The 19,907-nt window shown below is 32.4% G+C and carries 19 protein-coding genes; 10 read left to right on the plus strand and 9 right to left on the minus strand.

The genetic code is table 11. The features are described from left to right. Positions 1-4: 4 nt before the first annotated feature. Positions 5-394: a DUF1634 domain-containing protein gene (locus tag AABL81_RS08900; RefSeq protein ID WP_158210188.1), complete on the plus strand. Its 390-nt coding sequence runs from the start codon at positions 5-7 to the stop codon at positions 392-394. Positions 395-429: 35 nt separating this feature from the next. After that, positions 430-1,329, plus strand: a complete 900-nt coding sequence (gene gldA, locus AABL81_RS08905; protein ID WP_090408941.1) for a gliding motility-associated ABC transporter ATP-binding subunit GldA — start codon at positions 430-432, stop codon at positions 1,327-1,329. Positions 1,330-1,393: 64 nt separating this feature from the next. On the opposite strand, the gene AABL81_RS08910 is transcribed toward gldA, so the two are convergent. The 8 genes from AABL81_RS08910 to AABL81_RS08945 form a co-directional block, all read right to left on the minus strand. Further along, positions 1,394-2,017 carry a deoxynucleoside kinase gene (locus AABL81_RS08910; RefSeq protein ID WP_158210187.1) on the minus strand — a complete coding sequence of 208 codons (624 nt, stop codon included), beginning with the start codon at positions 2,015-2,017 and terminating at the stop codon, positions 1,394-1,396. Then, the gene (locus tag AABL81_RS08915) at positions 2,017-2,817 is read right to left on the minus strand and encodes a hypothetical protein (protein ID WP_341340848.1); all 801 of its coding nucleotides are present in this window, start codon (positions 2,815-2,817) and stop codon (positions 2,017-2,019) included. Before AABL81_RS08915 ends, AABL81_RS08910 begins: the two co-directional genes overlap by 1 nt. 22 nt (positions 2,818-2,839) lie before the next feature. Then, the gene (locus tag AABL81_RS08920) at positions 2,840-3,325 is read right to left on the minus strand and encodes a dihydrofolate reductase (protein WP_341340849.1); all 486 of its coding nucleotides are present in this window, start codon (positions 3,323-3,325) and stop codon (positions 2,840-2,842) included. 12 nt (positions 3,326-3,337) lie between these two features. Further along, on the minus strand, positions 3,338-3,739 hold the full coding sequence (locus AABL81_RS08925) for a 2TM domain-containing protein (RefSeq protein WP_158210184.1): 402 nt from the start codon (positions 3,737-3,739) through the stop codon (positions 3,338-3,340). 30 nt (positions 3,740-3,769) lie between these two features. Further along, positions 3,770-4,594, minus strand: a complete 825-nt coding sequence (locus AABL81_RS08930) for a thymidylate synthase (protein ID WP_158210183.1) — start codon at positions 4,592-4,594, stop codon at positions 3,770-3,772. A gap of 21 nt (positions 4,595-4,615) precedes the next feature. Next, positions 4,616-5,251 (minus strand): bifunctional nuclease family protein, encoded by a 636-nt coding sequence (locus tag AABL81_RS08935; protein ID WP_158210182.1) that lies wholly within the window; start codon positions 5,249-5,251, stop codon positions 4,616-4,618. A gap of 89 nt (positions 5,252-5,340) precedes the next feature. Continuing rightward, positions 5,341-6,309 carry an electron transfer flavoprotein subunit alpha/FixB family protein gene (locus AABL81_RS08940; RefSeq protein ID WP_341340850.1) on the minus strand — a complete coding sequence of 323 codons (969 nt, stop codon included), beginning with the start codon at positions 6,307-6,309 and terminating at the stop codon, positions 5,341-5,343. Between the two features lie 41 nt (positions 6,310-6,350). Next, positions 6,351-7,097 (minus strand): electron transfer flavoprotein subunit beta/FixA family protein, encoded by a 747-nt coding sequence (locus AABL81_RS08945; RefSeq protein WP_090408924.1) that lies wholly within the window; start codon positions 7,095-7,097, stop codon positions 6,351-6,353. A gap of 904 nt (positions 7,098-8,001) precedes the next feature. Here AABL81_RS08945 and AABL81_RS08950 point away from each other — a divergent pair. The 7 genes from AABL81_RS08950 (at position 8,002) to porT (ending at position 16,545) form a co-directional block, all read left to right on the plus strand. Beyond that, a complete protein-coding gene (locus AABL81_RS08950; RefSeq protein WP_158210180.1) occupies positions 8,002-8,979 on the plus strand; it encodes a pyruvate dehydrogenase complex E1 component subunit beta in 978 nt (325 codons plus the stop codon). A 70-nt stretch (positions 8,980-9,049) separates the two neighbouring features. Further along, positions 9,050-11,539 (plus strand): DUF5686 and carboxypeptidase-like regulatory domain-containing protein, encoded by a 2,490-nt coding sequence (locus tag AABL81_RS08955; RefSeq protein ID WP_158210179.1) that lies wholly within the window; start codon positions 9,050-9,052, stop codon positions 11,537-11,539. 85 nt (positions 11,540-11,624) lie between these two features. Beyond that, positions 11,625-12,152, plus strand: a complete 528-nt coding sequence (locus tag AABL81_RS08960) for an inorganic diphosphatase (protein WP_341340851.1) — start codon at positions 11,625-11,627, stop codon at positions 12,150-12,152. A 638-nt stretch (positions 12,153-12,790) separates the two neighbouring features. Beyond that, positions 12,791-14,278, plus strand: a complete 1,488-nt coding sequence (locus AABL81_RS08965; protein ID WP_341340857.1) for an alanine/glycine:cation symporter family protein — start codon at positions 12,791-12,793, stop codon at positions 14,276-14,278. Positions 14,279-14,311: 33 nt separating this feature from the next. Then, positions 14,312-14,872 (plus strand): GNAT family N-acetyltransferase, encoded by a 561-nt coding sequence (locus AABL81_RS08970; RefSeq protein ID WP_341340852.1) that lies wholly within the window; start codon positions 14,312-14,314, stop codon positions 14,870-14,872. Between the two features lie 145 nt (positions 14,873-15,017). Beyond that, positions 15,018-15,746: a bifunctional demethylmenaquinone methyltransferase/2-methoxy-6-polyprenyl-1,4-benzoquinol methylase UbiE gene (ubiE, locus tag AABL81_RS08975; RefSeq protein ID WP_158210176.1), complete on the plus strand. Its 729-nt coding sequence runs from the start codon at positions 15,018-15,020 to the stop codon at positions 15,744-15,746. Between the two features lies 1 nt (position 15,747). Continuing rightward, positions 15,748-16,545 (plus strand): type IX secretion/gliding motility protein PorT/SprT, encoded by a 798-nt coding sequence (gene porT, locus AABL81_RS08980; protein ID WP_158210175.1) that lies wholly within the window; start codon positions 15,748-15,750, stop codon positions 16,543-16,545. Here the strand turns inward: porT and AABL81_RS08985 are convergent. Further along, positions 16,542-17,276, minus strand: a complete 735-nt coding sequence (locus AABL81_RS08985) for a TrmH family RNA methyltransferase (protein ID WP_341340853.1) — start codon at positions 17,274-17,276, stop codon at positions 16,542-16,544. The genes porT and AABL81_RS08985 overlap by 4 nt on opposite strands. A 78-nt stretch (positions 17,277-17,354) precedes the next feature. Here AABL81_RS08985 and tamL point away from each other — a divergent pair, with 78 nt between their 5' ends. After that, positions 17,355-19,883, plus strand: coding sequence for a translocation and assembly module lipoprotein TamL (tamL, locus tag AABL81_RS08990; protein WP_341340854.1), 2,529 nt, complete (start codon positions 17,355-17,357; stop codon positions 19,881-19,883). The last annotated feature ends 24 nt before the right edge of the window (positions 19,884-19,907 follow it).

The following is a 19,907-nucleotide window of genomic DNA, read 5'->3' on the forward strand; positions in this document are numbered from 1 at the left end:
CCTTATGACTACAAAGAAATTTAACGATACAGATTTACAAGCAATCATTGGAAATGTCTTGCGATATGGCGTATTATTAGCTCTATCAGTTGCTCTAATAGGTGGTATCATCTTATTGTTTACCCAATCGGGAGAAACAGTAAACTTTGCAACATTTACAGAAAAACACGATAATATATACATTGTGTTTAATAATATCATCAGCGGTGTAGCCCAAGGAGATGGTGAGGCAATTATATTTTTAGGAGTATTGTTATTATTCCTTACACCTGCCCTGCGTTTAGTGCTATCACTACTCTCTTTTTTCTTGGAAAAAGATTGGTTATATATTGTTATTACATTGATTGTTATTGGGATAATTGGCCTAAGCGTATCTTTCGGTTTTTCTCATTAAAATAACTACATTTGTTACTCTAATACTTATAAACAATGTCACTACTCGTTAAAAACATCAGTAAAATATACGACGATCAAAAGGCCTTAGACAACATTAGCTTTTCTATCCCAAAAGGACAAATAGTTGGCTTTTTAGGTCCTAATGGAGCTGGTAAATCAACATTGATGAAAATACTTACAACCTACATTCACAGTGATGAAGGAAAAGCTTATGTAAACGAGTTTAACGTTGAAACTGAAAGAAAAAAAGTACAGCAATCAATCGGATATCTACCAGAACATAATCCGCTTTATTTAGATATGTATGTTAGAGAATACCTGCAATTTAATGCAGATATATACAAAGTTAACAAACAACGCATAGAAGAAGTGATTGAGCTTACTGGACTTACACCAGAAGCACATAAGAAAATTGAACAGCTTTCTAAAGGATACCGACAAAGAGTAGGTCTTGCAACTGCTCTTCTTCACAATCCTGATGTTCTAATTTTAGACGAACCTACCACTGGATTAGACCCTAACCAATTAGTAGAAATCAGAGAGCTTATTAAAAATATAGGAAAAGATAAAACTGTTTTCCTTTCTACTCACATTATGCAGGAGGTTGAAGCTATTTGTGAACGTGTGATCATTATCAAAAAAGGACAGATAGTAGCTGACCAGATGTTAACGGATATGTTAGAACATCAAAACGAACAAATCATTGCTGTTGAATTTGATTACAAAATTGAAATTCAGTTTATCAATCAAATTCCAAACCTTGTTAAAGCTAATCATATACACGATACACAATGGGAGTTGTTTTTCCCTATCGAAGGAGATTACCGTGGTACTGTTTACGACTTTGCACAAGAAAATGGTTTAAAAACATTATCACTACAAGTAAAAAGTAAGAACCTCGAAAAACTATTTAGAGAAATTACTAATGCATAAAAAAAGAGCTGTCTAAAGACAGCTCTTTTTATTTATCGTCAACTTATTTCTTTACAAAATAATGTTATTGCTTTTTAAATAACCCATTGATTTCTGCATCAATCTTATTGATAACATCTCCTAAGTCTTCTGGATTATCAACGAAGTCTAAATTATCAACATCAATGATTAATAATTTACCTTTATCATACCCTTTAATCCATTCTTCATATCTATCGTTCAAACGATTCAAATACTCAATTGAAATAGAGTTTTCATACTCTCTACCTCTTTTGTGAATTTGTCCCACTAAATTAGGAACTGAGCTTCTTAAATAGATTAATAGATCAGGTGCTCCTACTAACTCTTGCATTAATTCAAACAAAGAAGAATAGTTCTGGAAATCACGGTTAGACATTAACCCCATTGCGTGTAAGTTAGGTGCAAAAATATGGGCATCTTCATAAATAGTACGATCTTGAATAATCGACTTACCACTTTGTCTTATCTGTAAAACTTGGCGAAAACGACTATTTAAAAAGTAAACCTGCAAATTAAAAGACCATCTATCCATCTGATGATAGAAATCATCTAAGTACGGATTGTCAACTACATCTTCATAATGAGGCTCCCAATTATAATGTTTTGCCAATAAATTTGTAAGCGTAGTTTTTCCTGCGCCAATATTTCCTGCAATAGCTATATGCATTACGGTAATTTTATAAGGTAATTATTTATTTTCTGTTCCGCAAAAATACTCAATTTTTGAGTGTTATAAAAGAAGCTTGAAATGCTTTTTTCCGGAACGGCAATCGGATATACTTTATTCTGCACCAAATCAACGTAATATACTTTATTTTGGTAGCTATAAATTAATTTCTGTAAGTCTATAATCTGAATCTGATCATAGTTAGTAGGCAACGCATAATCAAATATTGTTTTTCCTGTCAAGCCTACTGCGTGCACAATATTTTTATTATCTACATAAAAGAAAGCTTGGGGCAACGAATAATAATTCTTTATTCCACCCTCTGGCAACGTAAATACACGGTGTAATTCATACGTTGTACTACTATATAAACTAACACTTCTATTTGCACTATTCACTATCCAATAATTGCGCTTCGTACTATTAGAAAGATATTCCATTTCCATACTCGGAAACTTTTCCCCAAATTCTACAGTGCCTACTGGAGCTAAGTCTTTATTAAGTATAACAACTGATTTGTCTTCTTTAAAAAATAGAAGTATCTGCAACGGATTACTGAAATCTACTTGCGTTAACGAACCTTTATTTTTATTTGAATAATTTACAGAAGTATATCTTGTTACTTTTTTAAAGACATTTTCTTCCTCCGTTAGATAAGTACTATCATAAATATCTTTCCCAACAAACAATTGCCCTTTTGTCAAGTTCTCACTGTTGAGCAATTTTACTTTAATACTATCTTGTGCTTGTAGATTCAAAGAACAAACAAACAAAACAAGAAGAGAAAATATCTTTTTCATAAACGTATTTTTTAACAGTTACTTACTTCTCAAAAGTTTGAAAAGTAAATGAGTATTGATGTTTCTCATCTATACCGTGAAACTCTTCTTTTTTCAACTTCCACTCCCCCAGTGAAAATTCAGGAAAAAAGGCATCTGCATCTAAACTTGTATGAACTCTTGTCAACTCAATTCTATCTGCAAATGGTAGAGCTAATTTATATATTTCACCACCTCCTATTACAAACACCTCAGCTTGTTCTTTTACAATTGCTAAAGCGTCTTCTAAACTCGCTACAACAATACATCCCTCTGGTGCTGTATAGTCTGCTTGTCTTGTGATGATAATATGTGTTCTATTGGGCAATGGCTTAGGAAAAGACTCAAACGTTTTTCTCCCCATTATAATAAAATGGTTTGATGTTAAGTTTTTGAAATGCTTAAAATCATCTGGCAAATGCCATAACATTTCATTGTTCTTTCCCAAAGCATTATTTTCTGCTGCTGCAGCTATTAAAATAAGCTTCATTGTATTCTTTTATTAGAAATCAGAATTCGTTTTTGTTACATCAGTATTTTTCTGATCTAAATCTCTTTTTACATCTACTAAAGGAAAATCTTTTTCAACTCTTGCTCTTAGCTCTTTAATTCGCTCTTCCTGTTTCTCGATCAATCGCTTCACTTGTTTATCTTCCCATTTTTTCCCCATAAAACTGTCAACAATCAATACGTTCACAGCGTGTAAAAAAACAAGAATAGACCACGCTCCAATAGCATAAGGCCACCAAACAACTGTATTAGCAGGATCTTGAATAAAAGCGTTAAAGCAAAACATCAAAACACTTCCCAAGAAAAAAACAGCGAAGTGAAAAAACAATAACTTTTTTTGTTTAACTCTTCTACGGGCGTAATCATACGCTTCATAAGGATTCTTATTGTCCATAGCTATATCGTTTATAAAGGTTATTCTGTTTTAAACCGACACCTTACCTTTTATTGCAGGATGAGGGTTGTAATCTTCTAATGTGAAATCTTCGTATGTAAAACTAAAGATATCTTTAACATCTTTATTCAATACCATTTTTGGCAATGCCATTGGCTCTCTTGACAACTGAAGATTGACTTGTTCAATATGATTATTGTAGATATGTACATCTCCAAAAGTGTGAACAAAATCTCCCACTTCTAAATCACAAACTTGTGCAACCATCATAGTTAATAAGGCATAAGAAGCAATATTAAAAGGTACTCCTAAAAACACATCAGCACTACGTTGGTACAATTGACAAGAAAGTTTTCCTTCAGCTACATAAAACTGAAAAAACGAGTGACAAGGAGGCAACGCCGCTTTTCCATTTGCTACATTCTCTTCAAAAGAAACAGATGTATCTGGTAAAACACTTGGATTCCAAGCAGAAACCATAATCCTTCTACTATTCGGATTCGTTTTCAACGTGTCAATAACCTCTTTAATTTGGTCTATTCCCTCTCCATTCCAATTTCTCCATTGGTACCCATAAACAGGTCCTAAATCACCATTATCATTTGCCCATTCATCCCAAATACGAACACCATTATCTTTTAAATATTTAATATTAGTATCTCCGTTTAAGAACCATAAAAGTTCATAAATTATAGACTTTAAATGCACTTTTTTAGTTGTTACCAAAGGGAACCCCTCTGCTAAATCAAAACGCATTTGATGACCAAAAATACTTTTAGTCCCTGTTCCTGTCCTATCTCCTTTTTGAACTCCTTTATCTAATACTTCTTGTACTAAATTTAAATATTGTTTCATAGTGTGTTGTATAGTAGTTTATTATTTTCTCTTCGTTAGTTCATCACGCAATTTGGCTGCCTTTTCATAATCTTCGTTAGCAATTGCCTTATTTAATAAGTCATTTATTACCTCAACTGACAACTTAGAAAAGTCATTAGCCTTCGCTTCACTTTCTAAAAACTGTTCTACCTGTGTTGCAATATCATTTAGATCATCACTATCTTCATTGTCATCTTCATCCTCTAAAACATCGTCCTGATCTCCATTTAAGATAATACCAGCCTTTTCCATAATATCTTTAAATGTAAAAATTGGTGCAAAGAAACGAATAGCAATAGCGATTGCATCTGACGTTCTTGCATCAATTATTTCTTCCACTCCTTCTCGCTCACAAATTAAACTTGAATGAAAGATTCCATCTACTAATTTATTAATAATTACCTGTTTAACAACAATACCATACTTATCTGACAATGTTTTAAACAAATCGTGTGTCAAAGGTCTTGGCGGTCTTATATCATCCTCAATTGCGATTGCGATTGATTGTGCTTCAAACGCTCCTATTACAATAGGTAACTTTCTATTTCCGTTTTCTTCATTCAAAATAAGTGCATAAGCACCATTTTGTGTATGACTGTAAGATATTCCACTTACTGTTAATTTTATCAAACTCATAATTTTTACTTAAACAAAAAAGCAACTAAAACAAAGATATAAATTCTTTGCCTTAATTGCTTTTTTTTATCTATTGCATTTAGAAATGCTTATGCGTTTTTCTCTTTGAACTCTTTTAATTTTTCAACTAATTGAGGTACTACTTGGAATGCATCTCCTACAATTCCGTAGTCAGCAACTTTAAAGAAAGGAGCTTCTGCATCTGTATTAATAGCAACTTTCACTTTAGAAGAGTTAACCCCTGCAATATGTTGAATAGCTCCAGAAATACCAACAGCGATATACAAGTTAGAAGAAACAGGTTTTCCTGTTTGTCCAACGTGCTCTTCGTGTGTTCTCCATCCTAAGTCAGAAACTGGTTTTGAACAAGCTAAAGCAGCTCCTAAAACATCAGCAAGATCTTCTAACATTTTCCAGTTTTCTGGTCCTTTTAATCCACGTCCTCCTGATACAACAACATCTGCATCAGCGATAGTAACTTTTCCAGAAACTTTCTCTACGCTTTCAACTTTCAATGAAAAGTCTGCATCATTTAAAGAAGCAGAAAAATCTTCAGCAGCAGCAGCTCCAGAAGCCTCTACTAATCCGAATGAGTTTTTAGCCAATGCAATAACTTTTACATCAGTTGTAAGTTCTGTTTCGTTAAACGCTTTGTTAGAGAAAGAGTTTCTCTTTACTACAAATGGAGAAGTACTAACAGGTAAAGCAACCACGTTAGAAGCATATCCTGCGTCTAAACCTACTGCTACAATCGGAGCAGCATATAAACTATCTGTAGAAGAAGATAATACAACTACTTTCGATCCTTCTTTTTGAGCAGCTTGTTTAATAACATCTGCGTATGCTTTAGCGTTAAAAGTTTTCAATTTGTCATCAGAAACTTTTAATACTTTATCTACACCGTATTTTCCTAATTCGCTAACATCATTAGCATTAACTGTTACAGCTGTTACAGTTGTTCCTAAAGATTCTGCTACTTTTTTCGCATAAGAAGCTAACTCTAATGCTACTTTTTTAAATTTTCCTTCTGCTGATTCAGCATATATTAAAACTGACATAATACTTTCTTTTTTAAAGGTTTACAAATAAATTAATAGAATTAGATAACTTTTGCTTCGTTATGTAATAAGTTAATTAGCTCATCAATGTTGTCTGGAGAAATCATTTTACAAGCTGATTTAGCAGCTGGTTTTTCAAATTTAACCACTTTAGTAGCAACATCAGTAGCTACTGGTTCTAACACTGTTAAAGCTTTAGATCTTGCTGACATAATTCCACGCATATTTGGAATACGTAAATCTTTTTCGTCAACAATTCCTTTTTGTCCACCTACAACTAAAGGTAAATTACCTGAAATTGTTTCTTTACCTCCATCAATTTGACGGATTGCTTTTATAGAAGTACCATCTACTTCAAGTCCTTCACAAGAGTTGATGAAATCAAATCCTAAATAAGCAGCTAACATACCTGGAACCATTCCACCATTATAGTCTAATGATTCTTTACCTGCTAATACTAAATCATAACCTCCGTTTTTCACTACCTCAGCTAATTGTTTTGCTACAAACATTCCGTCTGTAGGATTAGCATTCACACGGATAGCCTCGTCAGCTCCAATTGCTAATGCTTTTCTCAATGTAGCTTCTGTATCTGCTCCACCTACATTTACTACAGTAACTGTAGCTCCTTGTTTTTCTTTAAACCAAATTGCTCTTGTTAAAGAATACTCGTCATTTGGGTTGATTACAAACTGAACTCCGTTTGTATCAAACTCTGTATCTCCATTAGTGAAGTTGATCTTTGAAGTAGTATCAGGCACGTGGCTGATGCAAACTAATATTTTCATTTTTTATATAGTTTTTGTGTTTTACAATTTTACTTACTGAACGAAAATAAGAATTAATTTCGATATTTTACTATGCACGCATACAATTTTAAACTAAGCTATCAAAAGATTTCTGTTTAAACATTACTTTCTTTAGAGTAATTCTAAAGAATAGGGAAAACTTATCTTATTCACATTATATAAATAGGGCAACTTTCTGCTAATAATGCATAAATAATACGACTGCAATTACTGCTGATGTAACAAACAATACTTCATTTTTTTTATGGAATACTCGACTTGTACACTTATACTTTATAAATAAAAAGAATAGTTACACTGTCCTGAAATAACTGTACAGTACAAAACAGGATTATCAACTATAGCTGTACAGCTATAGTAGGACGAGACAAGGAACAAAACAAATAGAATGTTAGTTTTAAGATGGGTGTTTGTATAGTGTATGTATAGTGCTTGTATAGTGTATGTATACTTTTTATGTAAAACAATACAAACAGTACACATATAATGTACATACAATATATATAGACACACAATAAGATTTGACTTGGACTTAGATACCTTTAGATAAAAAATAAAAACAGCTATTCAAAAAAATGATCTTCGTGACAGCTTCTGTTCTAAAAAAGTAGTAGTAGAATTTCTAAAACTTATAACTGATATAGGTTTACAAAAAAGGAGAACAAAAAAATAAAAGGAGAAAAGAGCAAAAACTTGCTGATAGAGAAATAATCCTTTAAATATAATAGCAATATATAAGTATTCAATCCCCTATTATTATCAATGCTTATAAAATAACAATACCCTCCGTTAAAAAATGCAAAACATACCATAACATAAGGTAGATAAAGATATTTTTTTATACTTTTGCTTTTGTAAATTAATTACAGAAAATAGTAAAATTATGAAAACGATTCAATTTAGAGAGGCCATATGTGAAGCCATGAGCGAAGAAATGCGTCGCGACGAATCAATATATTTAATAGGTGAAGAAGTAGCAGAATATAATGGTGCTTATAAAGCTTCTAAAGGTATGTTGGACGAATTCGGTCCTAAACGCGTAATTGACGCGCCTATCGCTGAGCTTGGTTTTTCAGGTATTGCAGTAGGATCAGCAATGAACGGTAACCGTCCAATTGTTGAGTTTATGACATTCAACTTCTCTTTAGTAGGAATCGACCAAATTATAAATAATGCTGCTAAATTACGCCAAATGTCTGGTGGACAATTTAATATGCCGATCGTATTCCGTGGTCCTACAGCTTCTGCTGGACAATTAGGAGCGACACACTCTCAAGCTTTTGAAAACTGGTATGCTAACGTACCTGGATTAAAAGTTGTAGTGCCTTCTAACCCTTATGATGCAAAAGGATTATTGAAAGCTGCTATCCGTGATAACGACCCAGTTATCTTTATGGAATCAGAGCAAATGTATGGTGATAAAGGAGAAGTGCCAGAAGGTGAATACTCTATCCCATTAGGAGTTGCTGACATCAAAAGAGAAGGTACTGATGTAACTATCGTTTCTTTCGGTAAAATTATCAAAGAAGCTTACAAAGCTGCTGATGAATTAGCTAAAGAAGGAATCTCTTGTGAAATTATCGACTTACGTACTGTACGTCCTTTAGATAAAGAAGCAATTTTAAACTCTGTTAAGAAAACTAACCGTTTAGTAATCTTAGAAGAGGCTTGGCCATTTGGAAGTATTTCTTCAGAAATCACTTACATTGTACAAGAGCAAGCATTTGATCACTTAGATGCTCCTATCCAAAGAATTACTACTGCTGATACGCCAGCTCCTTATTCTCCTGTTCTTTTAGAAGAATGGTTACCGAATTCGAATGACGTTGTAAAAGCGGTTAAAAAAGTACTTTATAAATAAAAAAATAACGTATATTTGAAAGACTCCATTTTTAATTAAATGGAGTCTTTTTTTATGTCCTTATATTGCTATGAAAAACAAATTTAAGTTCCTACTGTTATTTTTATTTATTTCCATGTTTAGTTGGGCTCAAACCAAAGTAAGTGGTAAAATCATAGATAAAAACAACCAAGAAGTCCCTTTTGCAAGTGTTTATTACAAAAACTCTACTGACGGAGTTATTGCCAATGAATATGGTAAATTCTATTTAGAATCTGCCAAAACTTACGATATCCTTATCGTTTCTTTTGTGGGCTATGAAACAAAAGAAATTCAACTTGCAGGAAAAACAAACCTCGATATGACCATCGTTTTAGAGGAAGATAACCTTCTTTCTGAAGTTACTATTTACGCTGGTAAAACATCGAAAAAAAATAATCCTGCTTTAGATATTCTTCGCAAAATTTGGGAGAGAAAAAGAAAGAATGGTTTGAATATGTTTGCTCATTATGAATATGACAAATATGAAAAAATTGAATTTGACTTAAATACAATTGACAGTGCTTACAGACAAAAAAAGCTGTTTAGAGGAATGGACTTTATCTTTGAACACGTAGATACAAGTAAGATCACTGGAAAAACATACTTACCTATTTTTATCAATGAAAATTTCGGACAGGTTTATGGTGATAACCAAAACAACAAGAAGATTGAAAAAACATTAGGTAATAAAAACTCGGGGTTTGACACAAATCAACATATTATTGAGTTTGTAAAAGACCTATATGCTGATTATAACATCTATAATAACTACATTAAAATTTTTGATAAAGACTTCGTAAGCCCACTTTCAAGAACAGGTATTAACGTATATAACTACGTTTTGGCTGATAGTGCTTTTATCGAAGACAAATGGTGTTACAATATCGTTTATTATCCAAGAAGAAAAGGAGAGCTTACATTTAAAGGTGATTTCTGGGTGAACGATTCTACGTTTGCTATCAAGAAAATCAATATGGACGCCAGTAAAGATGCAAATATTAACTGGGTTAAGGATATCTATATTGAGCAAGAGTTTGATGTGCTAAACGACTCGGTTTTCTTATTGACAAAAGACTACTTTATGTCTGACTTTGCATTGTCTAAAAAAGAAACATCTAAAGGTATTTATGGTAAGAGAACTTCTATTTACAAACACCATAAATTCGACATAGAACATCCTGCAGAATTTTATCAAAAGAATGTGAATGTTTACGACGAGACTGTATACAAACGCTCTGATGATTTCTGGAAAAGTTATCGTTTTGAACCGTTAAGCAAAGACGAATTAGGTATTTATAAAATGTTAGATACACTAAAAACGGTGCCTAAATTCCGTTTCCTATTTGACTTATCATCAACTATTGCGAGTAACTATTACAATATCAATAAATATAATTTTGACTACGGTCCTATTTTCTCAACTTTTGGTTATAACGACATAGAAGGTTTAAGACTTAGAGCTGGAGGTAGAACATACTTTGGTCCAAACGACAAATGGAGATTAGAAGGCTATGGTGCTTATGGGTTTAAAGACAATAAATTTAAATATGGTATTAGCGGAAAAGTATTGTTACACAATGACAGTCGCTTAATTTTATTTGGAGGTAATAGAAGAGATATAGAACAAATTGGGGTGAGCTTAACTGAAACTAATGATGTATTAGGTAGAAGTTTTGCTTCGAGTTCGCTATTTGCAAGTGGAGACAACTCTAAACTTACTGATATTAATCTATCTACTGTTGGTTTAGAAATTGAACCTGTCAAAAACCTTAGATTCATTACTACTTTCAGTTATAGAACGCTAAAACCCGCTTCCGATGCCTTTAATTTGAATTATTATGCAAATAAAGAAACTGGGGAAATTAAAAATGAAACCAAACAATCTGAAGTTGAATTAGCAATTGATTATACGCCTGGCCGTAGAACAATTGGTTATGGAGTTGATAGAAAAGATATAGATAGCAAATATTTAAAACTATACTTGAGATTTAGTCAAGGTTTTAAAGGTGCTTTAGAAAGTGATTTTGAATACCAAAAATTACAGTTCTATGCGCGAAAACCAATTTTATTAGGTGGTTTTGGAACGCTTACAACTACTTTTGAAACAGGTAAAACATTTGGAGATGTTCCTCTTGGTTTACTTAGTGTAATACCGGGTAACCAAGCGTGGTTTAATATTACGAATACATTTGCTAACTTAAACTACTATGAATTTGTAACAGATCAATATGCTTCTCTTCATTTAGAACACAACTTTGGAGGTCGCTTATTTTCAAGAATACCTTGGTTGCGCGACTTTAATTTGAGAGAAATTGTTGGTATTCGTGGAGCTTATGGAAAAGTCTCTCAAGCTAACATAGACTTGAACGCTTCTGATTTAGTGTATAAAGCACCACAAGATATTTACTACGAATACTATGTAGGAGTTGGAAATATCTTTAAGATTTTCAGATTAGACCTAAGCTGGAGAGGTAACTACCTTGATATGCCAGATGCAAGAAGATTTGCAATACGAGGTTCTTTTGGAATTTATTTCTAATTATTTGGGGAAAGCTTGTTATAAACAAGTAATTACAGTATTTTTGCACCCGATTATTTAGAATTAAGATTTAAAATAAATAGATATGAATACATTTGAAACTTTCGACGCTTTTGTTGAAATTCCAGCAGGAAGCAGAAACAAATACGAGTATGATTTTGACTTAAAAAGATTACGTTTTGACCGTCTTTTATATTCAAACATGAGATATCCAGCTGATTACGGATTTATTCCAGAAACTTTAGCTTTAGACGGAGATCCATTAGACGTATTAGTAATGTTTACTGAGCCTTCAGTTCCAGGATTGGTAGTAGAGGTTAAACCTGTAGGTATTTTCTACATGGCTGATGATAAAGGAGATGATGAAAAAATTATCTGTGTTCCAGTATCTGACCCAATTATGAATAAGTTAAACGACATCAACGACGTTAACGAACATTTCAAAAAAGAGGTTGAACACTTTTTCCAAGTTTACAAAGACTTAGAAAACAAAAAAGTTACAACTAATGGTTTTGGAGACAAAGCTGCTGCTATCAAAATGATCCAAGAATGTAAAGAGCGTTTTGATAACATCGAAAATAAAGAAGAAGGATTATTCAGTATCCGTTTCTAATAAACACAAAGGCATCTATTAATTTAGATGCCTTTTTTTATGCTTTTCCAATCTGTCTCAAAAGCAATTTTATTCTCCCGCCGTTTTTACCATTTTCTCAAGCAAATACAAATGAGATTAGTATCCTTTTTTAGCAATACTCCTATCACATCTGACGTTTTTTGTCTTATACCAATTTTAAAACAGTCTTTATCTTATCAATATTCCACCAATATTATGCTTTAATTTAAAGCATAAGTCAAATTTACTCACTGTTTCACAGATAATTATTGTACTACTCTACACCATAGCTTACCCATATTCTATAAGCTTAGAAGTTATTCTCAAAACAACTTAAAATACCCCTACTAACTACTATTGTAAACAACAGACTACTTTTAGCCAAACACACTGTTAATCAATAATTTCAATCAAACACTTTCATCTGAATATAGAAAAAGAAGTTTATTTCTTAAATTTATTTTATTCCACAATTCTTTTTTTAGAACAAGTAAAAAAACCTTTACAATAAGTGCAATACTTCAGCTATTAGATTATATTTTCTTTATTTATAATCCTTTCAAATCTATAAAAACAAAAAATAAACTTTGTCATTAGTTAAAATATTCTTACTTTTTAACCAACAACAAACAACTACTATGGAACACGCAATTCAAGTCGCCAATGATATCATTTGGTCAGACGTCTTTATTGCCCTTTGCCTCTGTGCAGGGCTATTTTTTTCAATACGAACAAAGTTTGTACAAGTACGCTTTTTCAGACATATGATTAAGCTACTATTTACAGAAGGATCCTCTGAAAAAGGGATCAGTCCATTTCAAGCTTTTAGTATCGCAATAGCGGGTCGCGTTGGAGTTGGTAATATTGTAGGAGTAGCTACTGCAATTGCAGCAGGAGGTCCGGGTGCAATATTTTGGATGTGGATGATTGCTTTCTTAGGAAGTGCGTCTGCATTTGTAGAATCAACATTAGCTCAGATTTACAAAGTAGAAAAAAACGGACAATATTGTGGGGGACCTGCTTTTTATATTCAAAGCGGAATGAACAATAAAACATTTGCTTTAGTATTTTCGATTATAACAATCATAAGCTGTTCTTTATTCTTACCAAGTATTCAAAGTAATAGTATTTCAATTAGTATCAACAGTGCCTTTGGAGTACCTCAATGGATAACAGGACTATTTATATGTTTATTTCTTGGTCTTGCAGTATTTGGAGGTGCAAAAAACATTGGGCGTATCTCACAAGTTGTAGTTCCTTTTATGGCGGCAGCTTATATCATAATGGCACTTATAATTATAACCTTAAACTACCAAGAAATACCTTCAGTTTTTGGACTAATATTTAGATCAGCTTTCAATATGGAAGCGGCGTTTAGTGGCGTATTCGGAGCAGCAATCGCTTGGGGAGTTAAAAGAGGAATCTATTCCAATGAAGCAGGACAAGGAACTGCACCACACGCTGCTGCTGCATCAGAAACATCACATCCAGTAAAACAAGGATTAGTACAAGCCTTTTCTGTGTATATAGACACTTTATTTGTTTGTACTGCTACTGCCTTAATGATTCTATTTACTAATCAATACAATGTTGTTGATGGTGTTGGAAACTATATTGTAGAAAACATTCCTGGTATTGAACCAGGAGCAGCATACACCGTAAAAGCTGTAGCAACACAATTTCCAGCATTTGCAAGTCAATTTATCGCAATTGCCCTAACGTTTTTCGCGTTTACAACCACAATGTCATACTTATTTATTGCAGAATCAAACTTTGAATATCTAAGTAAAAAGAGAAATATCATCTTGAGATGGATTATGCGTACTATCATTTTAGTATCCGTATTTTTCGCTTCTATCAATGAACCAAGTACAGCTTGGGCAATTGGAGATATTGGTGTAGGTGCAATGGCTTGGATTAACATTATTGCAATTCTATTATTATACAAACCTGCAATGATTGCTTTAGATGATTACATCAAACAACGCAAAGCAGGAAAGGATCCTGTTTTTAACCCTGCTAATGTCAATATCAAAAATGTAAGTGAGATTTGGTATAGAGTTGTAAAAGAAAAAGAAAGAGAAGAGAAAGATAAGGATAGACTCGCAAGTGAAAAAACACTTTAGTACCTTTGCATTTCAATTTTAAAGTATAAAAAAATGCAGTTTACTATTAGACCAGCGAAAAAAGAAGATTACGACGTTGTTCCAGAGTTAATGCTACAAGCAATGGAAGATATTGTTTTTAGTTTTATTCAAAAACAAGACGTTGAAGAAGCAATCAACTTCTTGACTATTCTTTTTAGAAAGCCAAACAATCTGTATAGTTATGAAAATACTTTTGTAGCTGTAGATGAAGAAGACAATGTTGTAGGGTCTGTAACAGGATACAATGGAGATGACTTTGAAAAACTTAGAGAGCCGGTCTTAGAATTAATGAAAGCACAATATCAAAATGACTTAATTCCAGAAGCAGAAACAGAAGGAAATGAATTTTATTTAGATACTGTAGCTGTTTCTCCAATCGTACAAGGAAAAGGTGTAGGAAGTCATTTATTAAATCACGCTGTTACTTTTGCAAAAGAGAAAGGGTTTAAACAAGTAGGTTTAATCGTTGATTTAGAAAATCCAAATGCAATGAAACTTTACTCTCGTTTAGGTTTTAAACAAGGAAAAGAACTTGAATTTGTAGGAGGAGATTATTACCATATGTATATCTAAGAAAATATTTTATACACTAAACCTAAGCATTCTGTGCTTAGGTTTTTTTATTTCTATTAAGAAAACAATCTAAGGGGCAATTATACGAGTGATGAAACTTACAATTTGGCTTTAAATAATTATATTTGCTCAAAATTTATTTACAATGTCAAAGAATATTACTCCATACGAAGAATCTGAACTTGGTAAAAAACAGCAAGTAGAACAAATGTTTGATACAATTTCTGGGAATTACGATAATTTAAATCGTATGATTTCATTAGGAACTGATCAAGGATGGAGAAAAAAAGTATTAAAATTGGTTTCTGATACAAATCCAGAATCAATCTTAGATATTGCTACAGGAACAGGTGATTTAGCTATTTTGTTATCAAAATCGAACGCAACTAAAATTACAGGTCTTGACTTATCTGCAGGAATGCTTGAAGTTGGTAAACAAAAAATCAAAGCTTTAAATCTTCAAAATAGAATTGAAATGATTCAAGGTGATTCAGAAAATTTACCTTTTGCTGACAATTCTTTTGACGCAATTACTGTAGGTTTTGGAATTAGAAACTTTGAAGACCTTGAAAAAGGACTTTCTGAAATATTAAGAGTATTAAAACCAGGAGGAATTTTTGTAATTCTTGAAACATCGGTGCCTACTAAATTTCCATTTAGACAAGGGTACTTCTTTTACACTCAAAATATTATGCCTTTTATGGGTAAATTATTTTCTAAAGATCAAAAAGCATATAAATATTTATCTGACTCTGCTAAAAACTTCCCTTTTGGAGAAGAATTAAACAATATTTTAAGAAAAGTTGGGTTTAAAGATGTAAAGCATCGTCCACAAACTATGGGTATTGCTACTATTTATTCATCTTCGAAATAATATGAAAAAACTACTTGTCATAATCATTGTCTTACTTACAAGCTCAAATTCTTTTGGGCAATGGGTCTTTGGAAGAAATCCTATTATCAATAAACCTGACTGGGACAAACAACGTGTTCATTGGGGATATTACTTAGGATTCAACTCTTATGACTTTAAGTTTAATTACGACAAGAACTTTTATGACAAGCTTCAAGAATATGAAGAAAAACAAGGTACACCAAGTGATTATACAGAAATTCAAGTTACATCTAACATTGGATTTAATGTAGGATTGGTTGGTAACTTAAGAATTATGGAATATATAGACTTGCGTTTTGAACCAGGTCTATATTATACCAAACGAGAATTAAGATACCCTTCTGCCATTATCAATGAATATTTCCATTCACAAGGTATTGCAAACCCTTCAACTAATGAATTGAACAATACTTCAGTTAAAAGTGTTAGTTCAACTTATATTCACTTTCCATTACTTTTGAAGTTCTCTTCTAAGCGAATTGGAAATATTAAACCTTATGTACTGGGTGGTGCTTCTTTAGATTTAAACCTAAGTAGCAATCACAAATCTGACTCTGATAACTTTGAAGGTATGTGGAGAATGAAAAACTGGACTGCTAATTATGAATTAGGAGTTGGTATCGATATTTACTTTGAATACTTTAAGTTTTCACCTTCTGTTCGTGGAGTATTTGGAATTGGTGATGAATTAAAAAGAGATAATAAAAACAGTCCTTGGACTGGAGATATTACCTCTATGAAAACAAGAGGATTATTCGTAAACTTTACCTTCCATTAGAAGTTAATTCTACGAAACTCATTTATAACTATAGACGCTGCCATTGCAACATTTAAACTTTCGGTTTGTTGCAATGATCCAAAGCGAGGAATTGCTATTTTTTGTGTTACTAATGATTCTATTGTTTCAGAAATTCCATTAGCTTCATTTCCCATTACGATTATTCCTTTATTTACAAACTCCTGTTTATAAATACTTTCTCCGTCCATAAACGTTCCGTAAACAGGAACATCCGGCACATCTTTAATCATCTGCTCTAAATCGCCGTAAACTAAATTTACTCTGACCATAGACCCCATTGTTGCTTGTACCACCTTTGGATTATAAACATCAACTGTTTCACTTGTACAAATAATATGACGAATACCAAACCAATCACATAGGCGAATAATAGTACCTAAGTTACCTGGATCTCGTATATTATCAAGAGCTACTACAATATCATCATAGTTAACTTCCTCTTCTTTAGCACAATGAAATACAGCCAAACAATTAGAGTTAGTCGTTAAAGCAGACATCTTTTTCATATCATCTTTACTCACAAGAGAAACCATTGAAGAAGAAACTTCAAAGTTTAATTCCTCTGTACAATAAATATGCTCAAGAACTAAAGACGATTTTAGCAATTCACCTATCACTTTAACCCCTTCTGTTATAAAAAGTTGGTGTTCTTTTCTATATTTTTTCTGATGTAAACTCTTAATTAATTTGATTTGGTTTTTCGTAACCATAAAAAAATGTATTTTTGACTGATAATTGACATTACTACTTTGAGCAAATATTTCCCAAAAATACTACTAATTCTATTAATGAGCATAAGTTTTTTTTCTTGCTCAATCACGAAGCGCGTTCCTGAGAACCAAGCTTTGTTAATGGATAATATCATTATTGAAAATGGTAAAAAAACGACAAAAGAAGATATAATTAATCAATTGTATCAACACCCGAATAGTTCGTTACCAATGACTAATTTCAGGTTGAGATTAGCCTTATATAATCTTGCAAAGCCAAATGCTGACTCATTGTACCATCAATGGCTAAAAGAACATCCAGGGACAAATAAAACATTAGAAGCTATCTTGTCAAAAAAACAAGTGAATAGATTGGGTGAATCATTTGTAATTTCAGGTATTAACAACTTTCTTATTAAAACAGGAGAAGCACCTGTCTTACTTGATTCTTTAAGAACAACTAAATCAATCGCTCGCTTATCAAATTACTACTTTAACAAAGGATACTTTGACCGTACAGTAGTTAATAAGGTTGATAGCGTTGGCGTAAAGAAAGTAAAAAACACATATACTATTAATACTGGACTTCCTTACTATATAGATAGTATTAGTACTGATATTACAACAAAACCTTTAGAAGAAATATACGAAAGATCGAAATCAAAGAGCAAGATAAAAACTAATACCGTTTTTGATGTTCAAAATTTTGAAGATGAACGTAAAAGGATAACTGCTGAATTTAGAGACAATGGTGCTTATCATTTTCAAGAATTAAATATTCGCTATGAAGTAGACACCGTTTTACAGAAAAAAAACAAAGCTAATATTGAAATGATCATTGACCCGAGAACAGTAAAATCGGGAGATACGCTTATTCAAGTACCTTTTAATATTTACAAAATAAGTGATGTCAATATTTACACTGACAATAGCTCTAAAAACAAAGAGTATGTATTAGACAGTGTACATTATAACAATTTTAATATTTATAGTTCGACCAAACTACAATACAAACCGAAAGCCTTAACAGACGCTATATTTATCACAAAAGGAAGTACTTTTAGTGACCAAAGACGTATGCTTACTTCCCGTTCGATTAGTAACTTGCGTACATTTAATTATCCTGTAATTGAATACATTGAAGACCAAAGAGATTCTACTGGACAATCATTAATCAGTAACATCTATTTGACTTCAAGAAAAAAAATGACTTTCAACCCTTCGTTAGATATCACACACTCAAATATACAAGACTTTGGTATTGGAGGAAGTGTTGGACTTTTATTTAGAAACGTATTTAGAGGGGCAGAACTTTTAGAGATAAATTTAAAAGGAGCATTAGGTTCATCAAGACAAATGAACAATCCTAATAACGTTTTCTTCAATGTTACAGAATATGGTGGAGACATTAAGTTAACTTTTCCAAGATTATTATTCCCTATCAAAACAGAAAAAGTGATTCCTAAAACAATGTTGCCTACAACTTCTATGAGTTTTGGTCATTCACAACAAAGAAATATTGGGCTGGATAAAAACAACTTTAATGGTATTATTAACTATAGCTGGTATCCATCAAGAAAAAACTCTTTTAGCGTTGACTTAGCCAATATACAATATGTTAGAAATACCAATCCGCAAAACTATTTTAGTGTATATAAATCATCCTATAAAAGACTAAATGACATTTCTAAAGAATATGAAAATGTCAATCCAGATTACGTTGACCAAAACGGCAACCTTACAATCTCTGAAGGAGGGGCTAATCACTTCATTAGTGAAGCATTAAGCCCAGACAATCCTCTAAGCATTAATCAACAAGATTATAGAGAAATTAGGAGTATTGAAGAAAGAAGAATTCGTCTATCAGAAAACAACCTTATCATTGCCTCTAACGTTACATTTACTAACACAACACGTACTAATATTGCTGACAACAACTTCTATACACTAAAAGCAAAAGTAGAATCGGCTGGTGGATTAATGGACGTTATTATGAAAAGTGCCAGTTCTAAAGTAGGCCCTACAGGTAAGAAAACAATCTTAGATGTAGAGTTCTCTCAATATGTAAAAACAGAAGTAGACTTCGTTAAATATTGGGATTTAGGACATAAAAAAGTAATAGCAATGCGTTTATTTGGAGGATTAGCCGTTCCGTATGGTAACTCCAATTCGATTCCCTTTACACGTAGTTACTTTTCAGGAGGATCAAATGACAACAGAGGATGGCAATCCTATAGACTTGGTCCAGGGCGAAGTGGCGGAATTAACGATTTCAATGAAGCTAATATGAAACTATTTTTCAGTACAGAATATAGATTCAATGTAGCAGGAAAATGGTATGGTGCACTGTTTGTAGACGCATCGAATGTATGGAACGTTTTTGATGATGTAGAACAAGAAGAATATACATTTAATGGGATATCATCCTTAAAAGATTTTGCAGTAGCATCAGGATTTGGAATTCGCTATGATTTTAGTTTCTTTGTATTCCGATTAGACTTTGGATTTAAAACATACAATCCATCCATAGAATCAGATCGCAAGTGGTTTAAAGAGTTTAGCCTAAAAGAATCGGTTCTAAATGTTGGAATTAATTATCCATTCTAATCAAATAATAATTAGTATTTTTGT

The organism is Myroides sp. C1519, assembly GCF_038039755.1.
GTDB lineage: Bacteria > Bacteroidota > Bacteroidia > Flavobacteriales > Flavobacteriaceae > Flavobacterium > Flavobacterium phaeum_A.

Coding starts and splice junctions, on each gene's coding strand:
- AABL81_RS08900 (WP_158210188.1), top strand. CDS start 5: ATGACTACAAAGAAATTTAACGATACAGATTTACAAGCAATCATTGGA.
- gldA (WP_090408941.1), top strand. CDS start 430: ATGTCACTACTCGTTAAAAACATCAGTAAAATATACGACGATCAAAAG.
- AABL81_RS08910 (WP_158210187.1), bottom strand. CDS start 2,017: ATGCATATAGCTATTGCAGGAAATATTGGCGCAGGAAAAACTACGCTT.
- AABL81_RS08915 (WP_341340848.1), bottom strand. CDS start 2,817: ATGAAAAAGATATTTTCTCTTCTTGTTTTGTTTGTTTGTTCTTTGAAT.
- AABL81_RS08920 (WP_341340849.1), bottom strand. CDS start 3,325: ATGAAGCTTATTTTAATAGCTGCAGCAGCAGAAAATAATGCTTTGGGA.
- AABL81_RS08925 (WP_158210184.1), bottom strand. CDS start 3,739: ATGGACAATAAGAATCCTTATGAAGCGTATGATTACGCCCGTAGAAGA.
- AABL81_RS08930 (WP_158210183.1), bottom strand. CDS start 4,594: ATGAAACAATATTTAAATTTAGTACAAGAAGTATTAGATAAAGGAGTT.
- AABL81_RS08935 (WP_158210182.1), bottom strand. CDS start 5,251: ATGAGTTTGATAAAATTAACAGTAAGTGGAATATCTTACAGTCATACA.
- AABL81_RS08940 (WP_341340850.1), bottom strand. CDS start 6,309: ATGTCAGTTTTAATATATGCTGAATCAGCAGAAGGAAAATTTAAAAAA.
- AABL81_RS08945 (WP_090408924.1), bottom strand. CDS start 7,097: ATGAAAATATTAGTTTGCATCAGCCACGTGCCTGATACTACTTCAAAG.
- AABL81_RS08950 (WP_158210180.1), top strand. CDS start 8,002: ATGAAAACGATTCAATTTAGAGAGGCCATATGTGAAGCCATGAGCGAA.
- AABL81_RS08955 (WP_158210179.1), top strand. CDS start 9,050: ATGAAAAACAAATTTAAGTTCCTACTGTTATTTTTATTTATTTCCATG.
- AABL81_RS08960 (WP_341340851.1), top strand. CDS start 11,625: ATGAATACATTTGAAACTTTCGACGCTTTTGTTGAAATTCCAGCAGGA.
- AABL81_RS08965 (WP_341340857.1), top strand. CDS start 12,791: ATGGAACACGCAATTCAAGTCGCCAATGATATCATTTGGTCAGACGTC.
- AABL81_RS08970 (WP_341340852.1), top strand. CDS start 14,312: ATGCAGTTTACTATTAGACCAGCGAAAAAAGAAGATTACGACGTTGTT.
- ubiE (WP_158210176.1), top strand. CDS start 15,018: ATGTCAAAGAATATTACTCCATACGAAGAATCTGAACTTGGTAAAAAA.
- porT (WP_158210175.1), top strand. CDS start 15,748: ATGAAAAAACTACTTGTCATAATCATTGTCTTACTTACAAGCTCAAAT.
- AABL81_RS08985 (WP_341340853.1), bottom strand. CDS start 17,276: ATGGTTACGAAAAACCAAATCAAATTAATTAAGAGTTTACATCAGAAA.
- tamL (WP_341340854.1), top strand. CDS start 17,355: ATGAGCATAAGTTTTTTTTCTTGCTCAATCACGAAGCGCGTTCCTGAG.